The following is a 15,249-nucleotide window of genomic DNA, read 5'->3' as shown; positions in this document are numbered from 1 at the left end:
CTTCATGACAGCATTTTGCTCACATATTTATCTTATTTATGAAATATATCCTTATCTTGGCGTGTTGACTGACAGCGGTCCCGACCATACATTAAAAAGAGCGTCTACGACGCTTTCGCTAGGAAACCCTAGGTTTCCTTCGACACCAGCGAAGCTGGCTGAGCACCTTCCTGGAAGCGGGCAGGGGATTGCATCCCCTACAACCCCTGTTTTTTATATAATAGGAAAGAGAACTTTCCTATTATATAAAAAAGCGGTGCAAGTTCACTGTATAAAAATACATTGAACCTGCATCGCATTCCTAATAATTATGCTTTTTCCCATTATTTTCAGTATACCATTTAGCTTTTCTCCATCAGCATCAAGGAATATCGTTCCTTTTTCAGCCCCCAAGGGTGTGAGGATCGTAATATTGTAGTTCCCGTTCATGGTATCTTCCTCCTTTATCTATAGCTGGTGTTCAGTGCTTTTAACAGTGTTCGAACATCATAGCGATGTGGTGTGACAGGACAGATCTTTTTATCTAAGCCCATCAATGTATACACCACAATATGAGCTGCACGAACAGAAACTTCCTCGGTAAATACCATGTCTTCAGGAATTTCAACAAATTGACTGATCATAGCCAGGTTAGTAGACCCTTCAGGTACAACCTGTGGTCTGTCTGTCATGGCTCTTGGCTGAAACTGAGAGATAATGCAGGGCATATCCCCAAAATATCGTTTCATCGGCAGTTTGGGCTTTGAAATGGGGCTGTGCTGCCACAACCATGGACATAAGCCCGCTGGAATCTTTAAAAGTCATCAGTGCACCGCTACCAGGAACATTCCTCGAATATTTTTCAATCTTTTTGAGCAATATCATTTTAGTTCCAAGCTTTTTTTCTTATAACTCTATTCTACACAATGATATTGAGATGGGATATAGACATTGAAGGCACAGTGTCTAAAATTCCAACACCGCGCCTTCAATGTCTAGTTTCCTAGCATTTTTTCTCATTCTAGCTTTTTCCTATTTAGTCTCTGCCATAAACAGATTCTACAACACTTATTACTTCATCTTATAGATCCGATCCTCAATATGCATTCCTTTGACAATCCCATATTTATTAACATCCTCTAAACTAAGTCTCATTTAAGGCAATAAATTAATGGCTCCAAGTGCACCATAGCTTAATGTCATAATTACAATGGCGGCAATAGTGTTTCCAATTAGGATAGCTGGAAAAGCAATCTTAAAGCGCATATCTAATAAAACCGCTGCTAATGTTCCACTCCAAACACCAGTTCCAGGCAGGGGAATGGACACAAATAGGATGAGTCCCCAAAATCCATATTTCTTTACCTTTTCACTATTCCTTAGCGTTCGTGCGCTGAGCCTATGAATCATTCCCCCAAACAACCTGGTTTTCTTTAAAATATCAAACACAGGACGGATGGCACAAATCAAAAAGGGTACCGGAAGCATACTCCCGGCAAAGCTGACCATTGTGGCATGGAGAGGCGACATTCCCAATGAAACCCCTACAGGAATCGCTCCCCATAGCTCAATAATGGGTAGGCTGCAGTGAAAAATACGGTGAATTCTATTGTTAAAAATACCAGTAATTGATTTAACAAATTTGTCATAATACGGTACCTTTACCCTTTCACCCTATTTCTTAATAACTCAATTGAAATTTTGATAGCCCTAAGACCATTATTATTCTAGCATAACATTGATTACTATTATTCTAAATTAGAAGTATTTAGTATTCGCATCAATAACACATGAAAAAGCACCAACATCAGTTATCAAGTAATACTAATGGAGGTGCCTTGTTCAATTTTCACTCTCTCAGCTTGTCTCTCTATGATATGTAGGAACAATCTTCACCATATATTCTTTGACTTCCTCTTGGTCTCTTAATAATAAGAGATCCGATAAAATGTCCAACTCTCTTTCTAAAAACTTTAAATCAGTAAAGAATGGTTTTCCCACAAAAATCTTATCATGCTTGGTTGACTCTAATCCTTCTTCATCCATCAATAGCTCTTCATAGAGCTTTTCTCCTGGCCTTAACCCAACCACCTTAATGTCCATATCCACATCAGGCTCCATCCCAGAAAGGCGAATAAGGTTTCTGGCTAAATCAATAATCTTCACTGGCTCTCCCATATCCAAGACAAATATTTCCCCGCCACTTGCCATTGAACCAGCTTGGATCACCAGCTGAACTGCCTCAGGGATGGTCATAAAGTATCGAGTAACCTCTGGATGTGTCACCGTCACCGGTCCCCCTTCTGCAATTTGCCTTTTAAAGAGGGGAATCACACTACCATTGCTCCCTAATACATTTCCAAACCGTACCGCCACGAACTCAGTTTTACTTGTTAAATCAATAGACTGGATCAACATTTCTGCTACTCGCTTGGTGGCACCCATAATATTAGTGGGATTCACCGCTTTATCTGTGGAAATTAGAACAAATCTCTTGGCACCAAATTGATCAGCACATTCTGCTACATTTTTGGTTCCAAAAATATTATTTTTAATGGCTTCCTGAGGATTGGCCTCCATCAAAGGAACATGCTTATGGGCCGCCGCATGAAATATGACCTCAGGTAAATATTGACCAAAAATTTCCTCTATACGGTCCCTTTCTCTTACTGAAGCAATCAACACTTCTAAATTCAACTCAGGATATTTTCTTCTCAATTCATTTTGTATATCATAAGCATTATTTTCATAGTTATCTAATATTAAGAGCTTCTTGGGATTGAATGTGGCAATCTGTCTGCAAAGCTCAGACCCAATAGATCCTCCACCTCCAGTAATTAAGACCACTTGATTATGTAGATACTCACTGATCTCCTCAAGATCTATATTAATGGCATCCCTACCTAATAGATCTTCAATCTCCACATCACGGGCCTTTTTCATACTGACCTTGCCATCGATCAACTCACCAATGCCAGGTAATATTTTTAGTTTACACTTGGTTTTACTACATTCCTCCACGATTTCCTTGAGTTCTTGTCTAAACCCAGAGGGTATGGCAATAATGATTTCATCTACTTGTTTCATTTCAGCTACCTTTTTAATATGATATCGATCCCCCAGGACAGGAACCCCATTGATTTTAGAGCCTAACTTTGACTCATCATCATCGATGACTGCCACTGGTTTGTAATTTAAGTTATCATGGATTTTAAGCTCTTTGATGACCACAGCCCCGGCAGTCCCGGCTCCTACAATCATCACCCGTTTACAGTTTTTCCTTCTAATGAAACCATGCTCCCGTAGTCCCCGAGTGGCACGATAGCTAAAGCGTATGCCCCCTACCAGTAACATGTCCAAAATAAACATCAACAGGTAAATACTCCTAGGTAGATGCCCCTGTTGGGTGAGGACCATATAGCTAACCACACCTGTGTTGGCAACGAAGGCTGCGATCATAATTTGAAAGACTGCCTCTATGCTGGCATATTTCCATAGGTTTTGATACATACCAAAGGCATAAAAAAGTGCGATTTTAATCAAAGTGAAAGTTAATAAGTTGTCCGTATAAATAGGAATATACTGCCCTGCGAATCTACCTGAAAAAGCCCCATCAAATCGTATGTAAAAGGCAATGACCACTGCAATGTTTATCATGGCAGCATCCATCATCATCAATAGCCCACTCAACACCCTTTTCTTCATCTTAACGTTGCCCCCTTACCCTTCCATTCCACTTCTACTCATAACTATACTACTTACATACTTTCAAGTCAATTGGGAAGAGTTTCATATTTCCCTTCACTTATTTCTAAACCCCCGTCATTATCTCCTTGTACAGCCATGACACTTGGCAGCACTTCTTTTGTATACGCATCCTGTGCTTCACTATCCCCATTTAAAAACATCATTGTACCAATCAAATAAGTCACAATCGCTAGCCTTAAGACAATGCCTTCTTTACTTTGCCCATTCATTCTTCTCCTTATATGTTATCCTTTACATTGTTTTTAAGCTTTGATAATACTCACTACTACCCTTCCCTCTTCTATTATAAACAACACTTGGCGTCCTTTGATGTTATAAAGTATATAATCCTCTGTTTCACCAGTAGTATCAATGCTACCTTCCTGTGGTTTCCCTAAAACCTTCTCTACTTCCTCTATGGACATACCCTTGCGAACCCCAAATATCTCTTGTTTTGCTCCAGTAAAGGATACTGAACTTGGACCCCATCCATGGGCATTCCCCCCCAGAAAAGTATAGGTGGTATCTTCATAGATAAGATGTGGTTCTCCGTCCCCCTCCGTTGCTCGAGGTTCTCCGTGAAAGTGTAGTACCTCCTACTTCGATAGCATTAAGAGCTTGTCGACATTTTTTTCATTGACAACAACCTTATGGTTTTTCAGGGTCTCCTTTAATGTCTGATCCCGTACACCTTTAGAGGTTTCTAATTTAAAGTTATAGGGTGTTACCTTTACATCCACCAGCTGCCATTTGTTAGTTTTCCATTGATAACGCTCCTGGATGTTTCCTAACCCCATTCCTCCTATAGGAGATACTATCAGCTGTCTTTCCACTAAAAGTCGATTCTTAGTATCAACAGAAATAGCATCCTTGTAATAAGCGAGATCCTTTGGATTACCACCTCTAGCTACATAATACATACAGTCCTCCCGTTGACTTTGGTCCAATACCATTGAATAGGTGGTATAGAGTTCAGGATAATATAGTCCACCTCTCCATCGCCATTCACATCTCCTACCCCGTAATCCTCTAATTGCCCTTTCCTAGACTTCGTCAGTTTTTTGATAACATCTGCATAGTCAGCAGGATCGACCTTTGCTACTATATATTCCTTATCTACATCAGCATCCTTGACAGCCATCTCTTGTACCTCTTTTTCTGTCTCTGATGTTATCGCCTTGGCCAGCGCTAATTCTTCTTCCCTATATGGGCCTATCAGAAAACCCATTTGATGGTCTTCAGTTTTATCAATAGCAATTCGATGTCCTTCTTCACTATAAAAGGCAATCACCTTACCATACTGTGGATCCTCCTCTAACTGTTGATGAAATAAAGTAAATCTACTGTTATCATAGGTGGCACTGCTTTTTTCCCATTGATACATCGCTCTTTGGAAAAACGCTTCAAAACCCTCTGTTGAGCCTTCTTGAAGCATTTCAGCAAACAGACTTTCCTCATAATCTCTATCCAGCATAATCCTAGGAACTTTATCCAGTACCACTTCCCCTTCATGGTCGCTAATCATATAGCCTTGGTACTCCATGTCTAAGAACTGTATTTCACTGTATTTTCCCTTAGAACGTATTACCTGAAGATAGACGACTTCAGAAAAGCCAAACTTCGCAACATACAACTGCCACGGTGTTTTTTCCTGAATCTTGTCCATTTTCACCTTTTCAGCATCCTCAAAGGCCTTCTCATTGAGAATAAAAACCCTTGTATCTTCATCATAAGTACCATAATCTTTCCCCTGTCCTACCTTTGGTCCACAACCCAATAAAGCTAAGGAAACCATCAATATTATCGCCATTAACCCTAATTTTTTTCTCATCCAGCTATGCCACCCTTTCTATTTTCCTATTTACATAAAATCAGTATAGCATAGGGTTTATTATTTTTTTTGTCCGTTTATATCGAATCAACAAACCTTTTGGGCCCCTTCATAGTACAATGAGGGTCTTCCTGTAAAATGCCATCAGCATATTGCATTACGTTAAGTGCCAGGGAAACCTCCGAAAAAAGAGTGGAGGAGGTTTCCCTGGCACCATTGGTTCTCTTAGTTAGGATCCATACTAATATTAGTGCTCTGGTTTTAATTTGTTATATCATATGGCGGTTAAAGAAAATATAGCCTACAGAAGAAAATGTAGGCTATATCTTGTTATGATTCAGTTTATATCCATCCCTTATGCTTTTTTCCCAATGATCTTCATCTGTCCAAATTTTGAATCGATATTAGCTTCCATGGTATCCCCATTTACTGTACCCTTTGCACTGAATGGAATCTTTGTAATAAGCTTCTTTAATTCACTAGAGAATTCAAAGCTATTTCCCTTTGCAGTACCGGTAAATTCCTTTTCATTTCCCATAATTTTTAATATCCCACTCAACTTTTCCTCATCAGCATTAAGGAGTATCGTTCCTTTTTCTGGACCTAATGGTGTGATCATTGTAATATTGTAACTTCCATTCATCATGTTCTCCTCCTTTATCTATAGCAGGTGTTCAGTGCTTTTAACAGTGTTCGAACATCATAGCGATGTGGTGTGACAGGACAGATCTTTTTATCTAAGCCCATCAATGTATACACCGCAATACGAGCTGCACGAACAGAAAATTCCTCGGTGAACACCATGTCTTCAGGGATTTCAACAAATTGACTGATCATAGCCAGGTTAGTAGACCCTTCAGGTACAACCTGTGGTCTGTCCGTCATGGCTCTCGGCTGAAACTGAGAGATAATGTAGGGCATCATGCAAGGGATCACATTGACAACATCCTTCATGATTTCATCCATCTCCTCATCAAAATGTAGATGATGCAGTAGTTCGATGAGCATTTCCTCGCCAGTACAGTCACGCATAGGCTTCTTCACATAATCACCAACTTTATTAGTATGCAGAGCATATCCCCAGAATATCGTTTCATCGGCAGTTTGGGCTTTGAAATGGGGCTGTGCTGCCACAACCATGGACATAAGCCAGCTAGAATCCTTAAACGTCATCAGTGCACCGCTACCAGGAACATTACGTGAATACTTCTCAATCATTTTCAGTAATTTGTTTCCCTTCATGGTTACAGTAAAGGATTCCCAGTTGGTTTCTTCCGCGTTGCCAAAGAAAGGTTTCGGATCACCAAGACCACTTTTCTTGGCTGCGATATTGGCCCACAGATCACCAGAAATTGGATGTTCAGGTTTAAGAGGTGCTGGTGTATACAAATCACCTAATGTTGCACCGTCAGTCATACAACCGTTGGTGACGATGCAAATATCATCTTCTTGAAGCCGAATGATGCCATCACCATCTTGATCCTGATAATGAATGGTAGTCACAGTGATCCCTTCACCTTCCTTGAAGTCAAGGTCAGTGACCGTACATTTGATCGTAAAATCTACTCCATGGTCATCTAGATATGCTTTCATTGGTAAAATGATAGATTCATATTGGTTATATGGTGTTCTGGTGACCCCTTCTAATGTTTGAATACGAGAGAATTCAAATATCATACGGAACATATAACGTTGGAATTCAAACAAACTAGACCATTTTTGGAAAGCAAAGGTGGTTTGCCACATATACCAGAAATTTGTCTCAAAGAAATGTGGACCGAACCAATCTGATATTTTCAGATGATCCAACTTTTCTTCTGGTGTCAAAAGCAGTTTTCCCATTGCCATCTGGTCTTCTTTATCAAATCCCATACTCATCACATCTAAAACTTCACCGTCTTTATTGATAAGACGTGCATTAGCGTGGGTAGGATGAGCATGGTCAAATGCAAGAATTTCATCAGTTACGCTCATGCCCTCATGTTCAATAGAAGGTATCGAGGAAAAAAGCTCCCAGAAGTTTTCATAAGTTTCCTCGTTAAGCATCCTGCCTCCTCGACATACGAATCCATCCTCTGGAGTACCCATTCCGTCATTAGAGCCTCCCAGGATATGCATACCCTCCAGAATGTGGATGTTTTCTCCTTTGAAGTGACAATCTCGGATCAGATAAGCCGCACCTGCAAGTGAAGCGATCCCTCCTCCTACAAAATAAACTTGTTTGTTCCCATAATCTTTTTTCATGGTTATTCCCTCCAATAAAATGTTATTTACAAGGTTTTTTCTTGTAACTCCATTGTAAACAATCCTATTGAGACACACTATAGACAGTGAAGGCGCAGTGCCTAAAATTCCAACACCACGCCTTGATTGTCAAGTTTTTCGACATTTATGCTTGTTTGTCTAAAATCGATTCTATAAAACCAACCTGCATATATGCTTTACTGCTCATACTTAAGTAGCGCCTTATGGATATCCCCTGTAATCAATTTACTCAACCTATCGACAATATCCTTTGGACACTCTTTCATACCTTGATGAATCCACTCCAACATTAGCCCTACAAAGACATACTTATAAAAATGAGCAATAAACCCCTTGTCATCTTCAGGTACATTCATACCTTTCGCTTGCTCATTGATTACATTTATCAGCAACCTGTAAACCACACTATACAAGTACCGCTCTACGTGTTCACGACCCATAGAATGATATGCATTAAGTACAAGCATTTTGTTTTGTTCCACATACTGAAATGCCTGTAAAAATCCTCGTTCCCAGGTGTCATAGGTTTTATTGTTAGAAATTGCTTTCGTACCTTCTGTTTCAAAAATCCATTCCATTAAGGCAAAGCTATCCTGAAAATGATAGTAAAATGTCTGACGGTTGATTTCGCAATCTTTCACAATATCCTTCACCGTAATGTTTTGAAGCGTTGTTTTTTCCAAGCGCTCTTTAAGGGATGCTGCCATAGCCTTCTTTGTTGTCTGGGTCACTTTACTCACATCCTTTTTCTAAATTTCAGAACAACTGTATGTAAATTAAATCATCTAAATTCATCATTGTTAATGACAAATGACCATCCTATTCCTTTGTATCCAATAGGCAAATATAAAGTAAGTATAAAACAGCCTCTCTTTTTCAAATAAGAGGGAGACTCTGTTATACTTATTTATTCACTATACATATCATTATAAACTAAATTTCGAGGACTATTTCTTAACTGATTATTAAGATCAATTCCACTAGACATCCTTACCCTGATTTATAATTTGTGAAGATGTCCATATAAGATTATTATTTTTATGAAAACAAAAAAGACCTTTAAATATCCATAATGTCTATTCTTAAGAGCTGTTGATTGTATAAAAAGAGCATTTCCCTAATCATGAAGCTCTAAGGAAATGCTCTTTTCTTATTTCATTAAACGAACTTGTCTCTCTACGATATGTAGAGCTCTAAAAGTCAATTAAAAAACCTTTCGTAAATGTCAAAAAGATAAACCGGAGTTTCTATCATAGGCTTCTAAATAAATGTTTTTAATATCCTCTTTAGAGACTTTCTTTGGATTACTACTAGTGCAAATGTCTTCCAATGCCATGGCAGAAATTTCATCCAATGAATTCATGAAGCTTTCCCGATCCACACCAGCTTCTTTTATAGTTGCAGGAATTCCCATGGCGATCTTCATGACTTTGATGGCTTCAATTAAACCCAAGACCCCTGTTTCGACTGTAGAGTTGGGAAGCCCTATGTATTTTGCCAGCTCAGCGTATTTCACTGCTGCTGGATTATACCCGGTTTTATCCTGACCTTTACTATTAAATGCAATAATATAGGGCATTAATATGGCATTGCTCCGACCATGGGACATCTTAAAATGACTCCCTAAACTATGGGCCATACTATGATTAATTCCTAATCCAGCATTTGTAAAGGCAATTCCTGCCATACAAGAAGCATTGTGAAGCTTTTCTCTAGCTTCCATATTAGACCCATCCTTGTAGGCTACTGGTAAATACCGAAACACCTGGACAGTGGCTTTTTCAACTAGGGCATCAGTAAAATCCGAAGCATCCTTAGAAACATAAGCCTCAACGCAGTGGGTCAAGACATCAATTCCTGTATCTGCTGTAACATGGGATGGTATGGTTTTGGTGAATATAGGATCTAATATAGCCACATCAGGTACCATTAAAGAGTCAATGATGGGGATTTTTATATTCTTTTCTTTATCTGTTATCACAGAATAGGCTGTGACCTCAGATCCCGTACCACTAGTAGTAGGTATTGCAATAAAAAAAGGCTTGGGTATTTCTTGGGTATCCAATAAGCTTTCTTTAATTTTAATACAAAAATACATGATGGCCTTAGCGGCATCAATGGCAGAACCACCTCCCACTGCAATGAGTAGCTCTGGTTTGTTTTTAATAATGTGATTTAAACCTTTGTAGACAACCCCAAAGGAGGGATCTGGCTCCACTTCAGAAAACACATCATAGTCTATCTTATTTCTATCAAAAATTTCGGTTACACGGTCAACAACTTTCAATTGAACCATTGTGGGATCGGTGACAATGCAAGCCCTTTTATTTTTGAATCTTTCCAAGTATTGTATTGCATCAATTCCATGTACAATTTCAGTCATTTCTTTAAAATTCTTCAAGAAGGCACCTCCTTTCCCCAACATCCTTAAGAGGCTTTAGCCCTCTATTCATTGGCATGGTTTTTAATGTTCTTTTCGTTTTGTTTCCTATTTTTCCTATTTTCCCTCTTGTTTCGTTTTAGTGTTGCTTAACTGCATCTTCCTTTGACATGCTTTTGTTGGCAATAAAAATAGCCACCATAACAGCAGTCACGCCACCTACCATTTTACCTACTACCATTGGGAAAATCATATCTTGGTTGACACCAGCAGTAAATCCAAGATGATCTCCTAGAACAAAGGAAGCACTGACTGCAAAGGCAACATTAATGATTTTCCCACGATTATCCATATCCTTCATTAATCCAAACATCGGAATATTATTGGCTAGAGTAGCTACCATGCCTGCAGCAGCAACATCTCCCATTCCCAATAGTTTCCCCATCTTCATAAGAGGCTTATTAAATACCTTGGTGACCACATAAACCATTGGGAAGGCCCCTGCTAGCATAATGGCAATCTCCCCTACGATTTCGATTCCATCGGATATTGGTGCCATGCCAGGGATTACCACAAAACCCGTTAAGGTTTCCACAATAATAGCCGCCAAACCGATTGTAATCACCACCACAACACCTTTACCAAAAACAGTAAATCCTTTAATCATTTTCTCAGGCATCTTCCATAATCCAAGAGAAAGCAATAAAGAAACTAAAATAATAGGGACTAGGTTGCTTAAAATCATTGAAATATCAAATCCAGCCACCACGCCACCAACAAAAGCGCCTATGGGAATCGTCACCATCCCTGCTAAAACCCCTGTTGCTAAATATTTGTGATCTTCTTTTTTAATAATGCCCAGGGCCACAGGTATTGTGAACACAATCGTTGGTCCCATCATGGCTCCTAGGATTAATCCAGCAAATAGCCCTGCCTCCTGAGTTTGGGCCAACTGCATGGCCAGAGGGTATCCACCCATATCATTAGCTAATAATGTGGTTGCAAACATAGCAGGGTCTGCACCTAAAAATGTATAAACTGGTACAACCATTGGCTCCAAAATTGTCGCTAAAACTGGAGCTAAAGAAACAACTCCGACCATTGCAACAGCTAAAGACCCCATTGCGATCATTCCTTCATCAAACTTTTCTCCTAAACCATATTTGTTGCCTATGATTTTATCTAACGCACCCAATACCATAAATCCAACCATAATATAGACAATAATTTCATTAATGTTCATCCAATACACCTCTTCCTTCAAATTTTATAATAGTTTTTCAAATAGCTCTTTTCGTGGAGATGGAATGACACATTTTTCTACTAACATCCCCTTTTCCTTACCTATTGTCGCCCCAGCTTCCACCGCCTCCTGAACAGAACTGACATCCCCGCATAATGTAACAAAGGACTTGCCCCCTATAGAAAGACCTAAGCGAATTTCCATAAGGGTTACAGCAGCAGCCTTGGCAGCAGCATCTGCCGCAACAATAGATGTGGCGATATTAAAAAATTCCAGCACCCCAATGGCACTCACTTCTTGTACACTATTGGTACCATGGATGGCATCGATTAATTGGGGATGTATACTAGGTAAAATGAGATGATCAACAACGTATCCTCCACCTATTTTGATTCCAGTCTCTATGGCTGTTTCAACAGCTCCCACATCGCCGCATATCAGTAAAATGTACTTACCAGGACAGACAGAGTGGGCCTTTAATAACTCTACATTGGCTGTCTTAACCATGGCATCACCGGTTTCTATTCCCTTGGCAATGCTATTTAATTCTATTAATCCTATGGTTTTTATCATTGTATCACCGCCTTTTCTCCAGCCTCAATCCAGATAAACTCATTGATCTCACTAACCACACCTTGCATACTGGCATGGATATTAGCTCCTAAATCCCCTGCATTTACCCTGGCAATCAATTGCCCTTTTTCTACTAAACTTCCCACCTCAACAATAGGTGTTGCAGGCTTTCCAATGTGTTGTTTCAGTGGTATTTTTACCCGATGAGGCTCAATAGAACAGTACCCATCCTTAACCTGATCTGCATACCCAGAAAGCTCTAATCTAGCTAAAAGTCTTTCAGCTGGCACTTTTCTATATTCACGCATCCCATTAACTTCATTTTTCACGGATGTATCTGAATATCTTATGCCCTCCTGGCGAAGAAGATTTTTGATTTCTACGTTAATGTTTTTTGGAGTTTGCCCCATGGGACAGGCATATACCTCGCATACACCGCACTCACAGCATAAAAGGGCTTCCTTCAGTACCCCATACTGCTCCTTATCTCCCGACAGGGTTCTCATGATTCGATGGGGTCGTAGGGGATGGCCAATTAAATTTCTTGGACATAGATCCGTACAAAGAGAGCATTGGATACAAGTAGATCGACTTCTATTAATCATTTGTGTCAAATCCTGTTGTTTATCCCTTAACATAAAATGTTCTTCAGGAAGTACAATGATCCCACCGGTTGTCTTGGTGACCACCTCTTGATTTAACTGACTTTTTTCGATTACCCTGCCCATCATGGGCCCCCCTAGGACAATGCGATACGCCTGTATGGTTGGTCCTCCCACCATTTCGATACACTTCTCAATGGGAGTTCCAATAGGTGCGTACACCATAGAGGGGTTTTTCACTTCTCCTAAGATCGTCACCAATTTATGAGTAACAGGTTTTTCATTTAAGGCTTCATAAATATTGACCACTGTCCCTACATTACATACCACAACACCCACATCCTTAGGGATTCCCCCTGGAGGTACTTGCCTTTTGGTGATTTCGTAGACTAGCATTTGCTCATCCCCTGCGGGATAAAAATTTTCAACCAAATGAAGTGTTACCTTAGATTTCAAGCATTGTATCGCTTCTCTTAGTGCTTGAATTTCTTTGGTGTTTTTTTTCTTTAACCCAATAACCATTTCCTTTGCTTGGATGTGATTCCCCATGATTTCCATGGCTTTAATAATTTCTTCACTCTTATGTCGTGTGATAAACTTATCGGTTTCTAGTAGGGGTTCGCACTCCACTGCATTAACCAGTAGGTACTCTGCCACACCATCAAGCTTAATATGGGTTGGAAAACCAGCTCCACCTGCTCCAACAACGCCGGCTTCAAATATCTTTTCTAAAATATCCATCGTCCCCCCCCTTACTCACTGTTATTTTGTAATGTCACTTCTACCTCATCTATGATCCCTACTATTGTGGCATCCACCGCCGCACCCTCTTTTTGAAGGGCCTTCCTTGCGGCATTTCCTTTTACAACCAAGACCCGTTCTCCAATGCCCGCACCGACGCCGTCCACTGCTACAAAGGACTCTCCTCTTTGGTTTCTACCATAATCTATGGATTCAATCACTAAAAGCTTTAACCCATTTAAGGTTTCATCTTTTCTAGTGGCCCATACATTACCGATTACCTTTCCTATAATCAATTCAATCTTCCTTCCTCACTACACTCTAATAACTTGTATCTTCATCATTCTAATATAATCATTTGCCATGGGGGTAACGATTGCCTTTGCAGTAATGGAAATCCTGCTTTTTTCTCTGCAGCCCATTTCCTTCAATGTATTCTCAGTAATCAGTTTATTACTTATCAAAGGGCTTTCTTTTTCATCTACTTGCTCTGTTTTCACTGATTCTTCAGTTTTTCTGATTTCTTCAGCTTGCTTTATCGCTTCTGTGGAGGATTGCTCCTGCTGTGGTTTTTGGTTAAGAAGAGACAATATTTTCTTTAGGGTCCCTATTTTAACACCAAAGCCCTGCAGCTTCTTTTCATAGTCCATATACATCTGATAGAAATGATGCTGACTGGTTTGTTCAAACTTTCTGTGCTCTATTCCTTCACACAAAACAAAAATCTCTTTTCCATATAACAGACCTCCAATGGCACCTTTAGAAATCTCATCTCCCTCAACCCCTCTAGCAATATAGCTTAAACTGCTTAAGGGCAGGGTCAACAGGATAATATAATCCATGTTTCTTATTTCATCTTCAGGACATTCTCCTAAAGATACACATTCAACCCCCATGGTCTCCAATTGCCTTATCTCTTGTTTGTTTATTGGATTTTTATCCGAAAGTATCAGGGCTTTTTTCGAGAATTGAGGTTTTTCATTTTTTTGTCTTCCTTTAAGCTGTTTCATTACTTCCTCTGTTATCTTTTGAACCAATACTTCTATCTCCATTAAATCACTCCCTATTCTCTACAATTCATAGCAATCCCTAAGGGGGTCACCAAAAAAGGGTTATGTGGTTTTTGGGTGGAAATTCCCGTCTCTTTTTCAACTACATCTTCAAAGCCGTCTAAGCAACAGGTTCCCCCTACTAAATAAATTGTCTCTACATCATAATCCACTATATTGTTTTGAATAATCGATGCCATTTTTTGAATTACAGGCCTTACAATGGCTAATACTTCTTTTTTCCGTGTTGGATCTTTTTTGATTTTCTCCGCCTCTTCAAACTTCACACGGTAATTGCCCGCTAGGACCAGACTAAGATGAGTTCCCCCTGTGGCTTCATCCACAGTATGGATAACCTCATCATTTTTAATAATGGATAAACCCGTCGTCCCCCCACCAATATCAACAATCACGCCATTTTTTACTTGAAGAACATTATTAGCAGCAGTGGGCTCATCTACAACAGACACAACCTCTAGCCCTGCCCCCTCCACCACATAGTTATGGGTTCTACTATCCTTTGACCCCGTCCCCGGTGGCAAGGCAATGGCTGCTTTCAGCAAAGACTGTCCAAGCCTCTTCTCTAGCTTTTCCTTAAGTTTCCGTACAATTTGAGTGGCTCCTATATAGTCCACCACTAGACCATCCCTTACCACCTGAGCAAATTCCATTTCACAGGCAATTGGATTATTCTGTTGATCTAGTACCACAATCACAACATATGCTGTTCCTAAATCAACCCCTACCAATAGCTCCTTGCTTCTATCAAAGGGAAAAGTCTCATGAATCGATTTTTCAACTTGGCTCACCAGATCATTTACTTGTGTGAAATCCACTTG

General features: G+C 39.8%; 19 protein-coding genes. All 19 read right to left on the bottom strand.

Features of this window, described 5'->3' with window-relative positions; all coding sequences use genetic code 11:
- Positions 1-264: 264 nt before the first annotated feature.
- Positions 265-429, bottom strand: coding sequence for a hypothetical protein (locus tag AMET_RS25465; RefSeq protein WP_011971421.1), 165 nt, complete (start codon positions 427-429; stop codon positions 265-267).
- Between the two features lie 14 nt (positions 430-443).
- Complete coding sequence (locus AMET_RS24720; RefSeq protein ID WP_330368665.1) at positions 444-728, bottom strand: oleate hydratase; 285 nt, start codon at positions 726-728, stop codon at positions 444-446.
- Positions 643-864, bottom strand: a complete 222-nt coding sequence (locus AMET_RS27150; RefSeq protein WP_334290548.1) for an oleate hydratase — start codon at positions 862-864, stop codon at positions 643-645. Before AMET_RS27150 ends, AMET_RS24720 begins: the two co-directional genes overlap by 86 nt.
- A gap of 270 nt (positions 865-1,134) precedes the next feature.
- Positions 1,135-1,551 carry a COG2426 family protein gene (locus tag AMET_RS01440; protein ID WP_278184251.1) on the bottom strand — a complete coding sequence of 139 codons (417 nt, stop codon included), beginning with the start codon at positions 1,549-1,551 and terminating at the stop codon, positions 1,135-1,137.
- A gap of 285 nt (positions 1,552-1,836) precedes the next feature.
- Positions 1,837-3,684 carry a polysaccharide biosynthesis protein gene (locus AMET_RS01435; RefSeq protein WP_011971419.1) on the bottom strand — a complete coding sequence of 616 codons (1,848 nt, stop codon included), beginning with the start codon at positions 3,682-3,684 and terminating at the stop codon, positions 1,837-1,839.
- Positions 3,685-3,752: 68 nt separating this feature from the next.
- Positions 3,753-3,956 carry a hypothetical protein gene (locus AMET_RS01430; RefSeq protein ID WP_011971418.1) on the bottom strand — a complete coding sequence of 68 codons (204 nt, stop codon included), beginning with the start codon at positions 3,954-3,956 and terminating at the stop codon, positions 3,753-3,755.
- A 33-nt stretch (positions 3,957-3,989) separates the two neighbouring features.
- Complete coding sequence (locus tag AMET_RS25460) at positions 3,990-4,151, bottom strand: hypothetical protein (RefSeq protein WP_011971417.1); 162 nt, start codon at positions 4,149-4,151, stop codon at positions 3,990-3,992.
- A gap of 171 nt (positions 4,152-4,322) precedes the next feature.
- Positions 4,323-4,646, bottom strand: a complete 324-nt coding sequence (locus AMET_RS01425; protein WP_011971416.1) for a hypothetical protein — start codon at positions 4,644-4,646, stop codon at positions 4,323-4,325.
- A complete protein-coding gene (locus AMET_RS01420) occupies positions 4,634-5,557 on the bottom strand; it encodes a hypothetical protein (protein WP_011971415.1) in 924 nt (307 codons plus the stop codon). The genes AMET_RS01425 and AMET_RS01420 overlap by 13 nt, the downstream gene beginning before the upstream one ends.
- 355 nt (positions 5,558-5,912) lie before the next feature.
- Positions 5,913-6,203 carry a hypothetical protein gene (locus AMET_RS01415; protein WP_011971414.1) on the bottom strand — a complete coding sequence of 97 codons (291 nt, stop codon included), beginning with the start codon at positions 6,201-6,203 and terminating at the stop codon, positions 5,913-5,915.
- Positions 6,204-6,214: 11 nt separating this feature from the next.
- Entirely contained in the window at positions 6,215-7,816 is a 1,602-nt protein-coding gene (locus AMET_RS01410) for an oleate hydratase (protein WP_330368663.1), read from the bottom strand.
- Between the two features lie 182 nt (positions 7,817-7,998).
- Positions 7,999-8,553 carry a TetR-like C-terminal domain-containing protein gene (locus AMET_RS01405; RefSeq protein ID WP_011971412.1) on the bottom strand — a complete coding sequence of 185 codons (555 nt, stop codon included), beginning with the start codon at positions 8,551-8,553 and terminating at the stop codon, positions 7,999-8,001.
- A gap of 494 nt (positions 8,554-9,047) precedes the next feature.
- On the bottom strand, positions 9,048-10,223 hold the full coding sequence (locus AMET_RS01400; RefSeq protein ID WP_011971411.1) for a 1-propanol dehydrogenase PduQ: 1,176 nt from the start codon (positions 10,221-10,223) through the stop codon (positions 9,048-9,050).
- Between the two features lie 118 nt (positions 10,224-10,341).
- Positions 10,342-11,445 carry an ethanolamine utilization protein EutH gene (gene eutH / locus AMET_RS01395; protein WP_011971410.1) on the bottom strand — a complete coding sequence of 368 codons (1,104 nt, stop codon included), beginning with the start codon at positions 11,443-11,445 and terminating at the stop codon, positions 10,342-10,344.
- A 24-nt stretch (positions 11,446-11,469) separates the two neighbouring features.
- The gene (locus tag AMET_RS01390) at positions 11,470-12,018 is read right to left on the bottom strand and encodes a BMC domain-containing protein (protein ID WP_011971409.1); all 549 of its coding nucleotides are present in this window, start codon (positions 12,016-12,018) and stop codon (positions 11,470-11,472) included.
- On the bottom strand, positions 12,015-13,361 hold the full coding sequence (locus AMET_RS01385) for an SLBB domain-containing protein (RefSeq protein WP_011971408.1): 1,347 nt from the start codon (positions 13,359-13,361) through the stop codon (positions 12,015-12,017). The genes AMET_RS01390 and AMET_RS01385 overlap by 4 nt, the downstream gene beginning before the upstream one ends.
- An 11-nt stretch (positions 13,362-13,372) precedes the next feature.
- Positions 13,373-13,657, bottom strand: coding sequence for a EutN/CcmL family microcompartment protein (locus AMET_RS01380; RefSeq protein ID WP_011971407.1), 285 nt, complete (start codon positions 13,655-13,657; stop codon positions 13,373-13,375).
- Positions 13,658-13,675: 18 nt separating this feature from the next.
- The gene (locus tag AMET_RS01375; protein ID WP_011971406.1) at positions 13,676-14,413 is read right to left on the bottom strand and encodes a hypothetical protein; all 738 of its coding nucleotides are present in this window, start codon (positions 14,411-14,413) and stop codon (positions 13,676-13,678) included.
- Between the two features lie 11 nt (positions 14,414-14,424).
- Positions 14,425-15,246, bottom strand: coding sequence for an ethanolamine utilization protein EutJ (eutJ, locus tag AMET_RS01370; protein ID WP_011971405.1), 822 nt, complete (start codon positions 15,244-15,246; stop codon positions 14,425-14,427).
- Positions 15,247-15,249 lie beyond the last annotated feature (3 nt).

Origin of the sequence: Alkaliphilus metalliredigens QYMF (assembly GCF_000016985.1) — a bacterium.
Lineage (GTDB): Bacteria > Bacillota > Clostridia > Peptostreptococcales > Natronincolaceae > Alkaliphilus_A > Alkaliphilus_A metalliredigens.
Note: the sequence above shows the minus strand (reverse complement) of the source record. Positions and strands in the feature narration are given on the sequence as shown.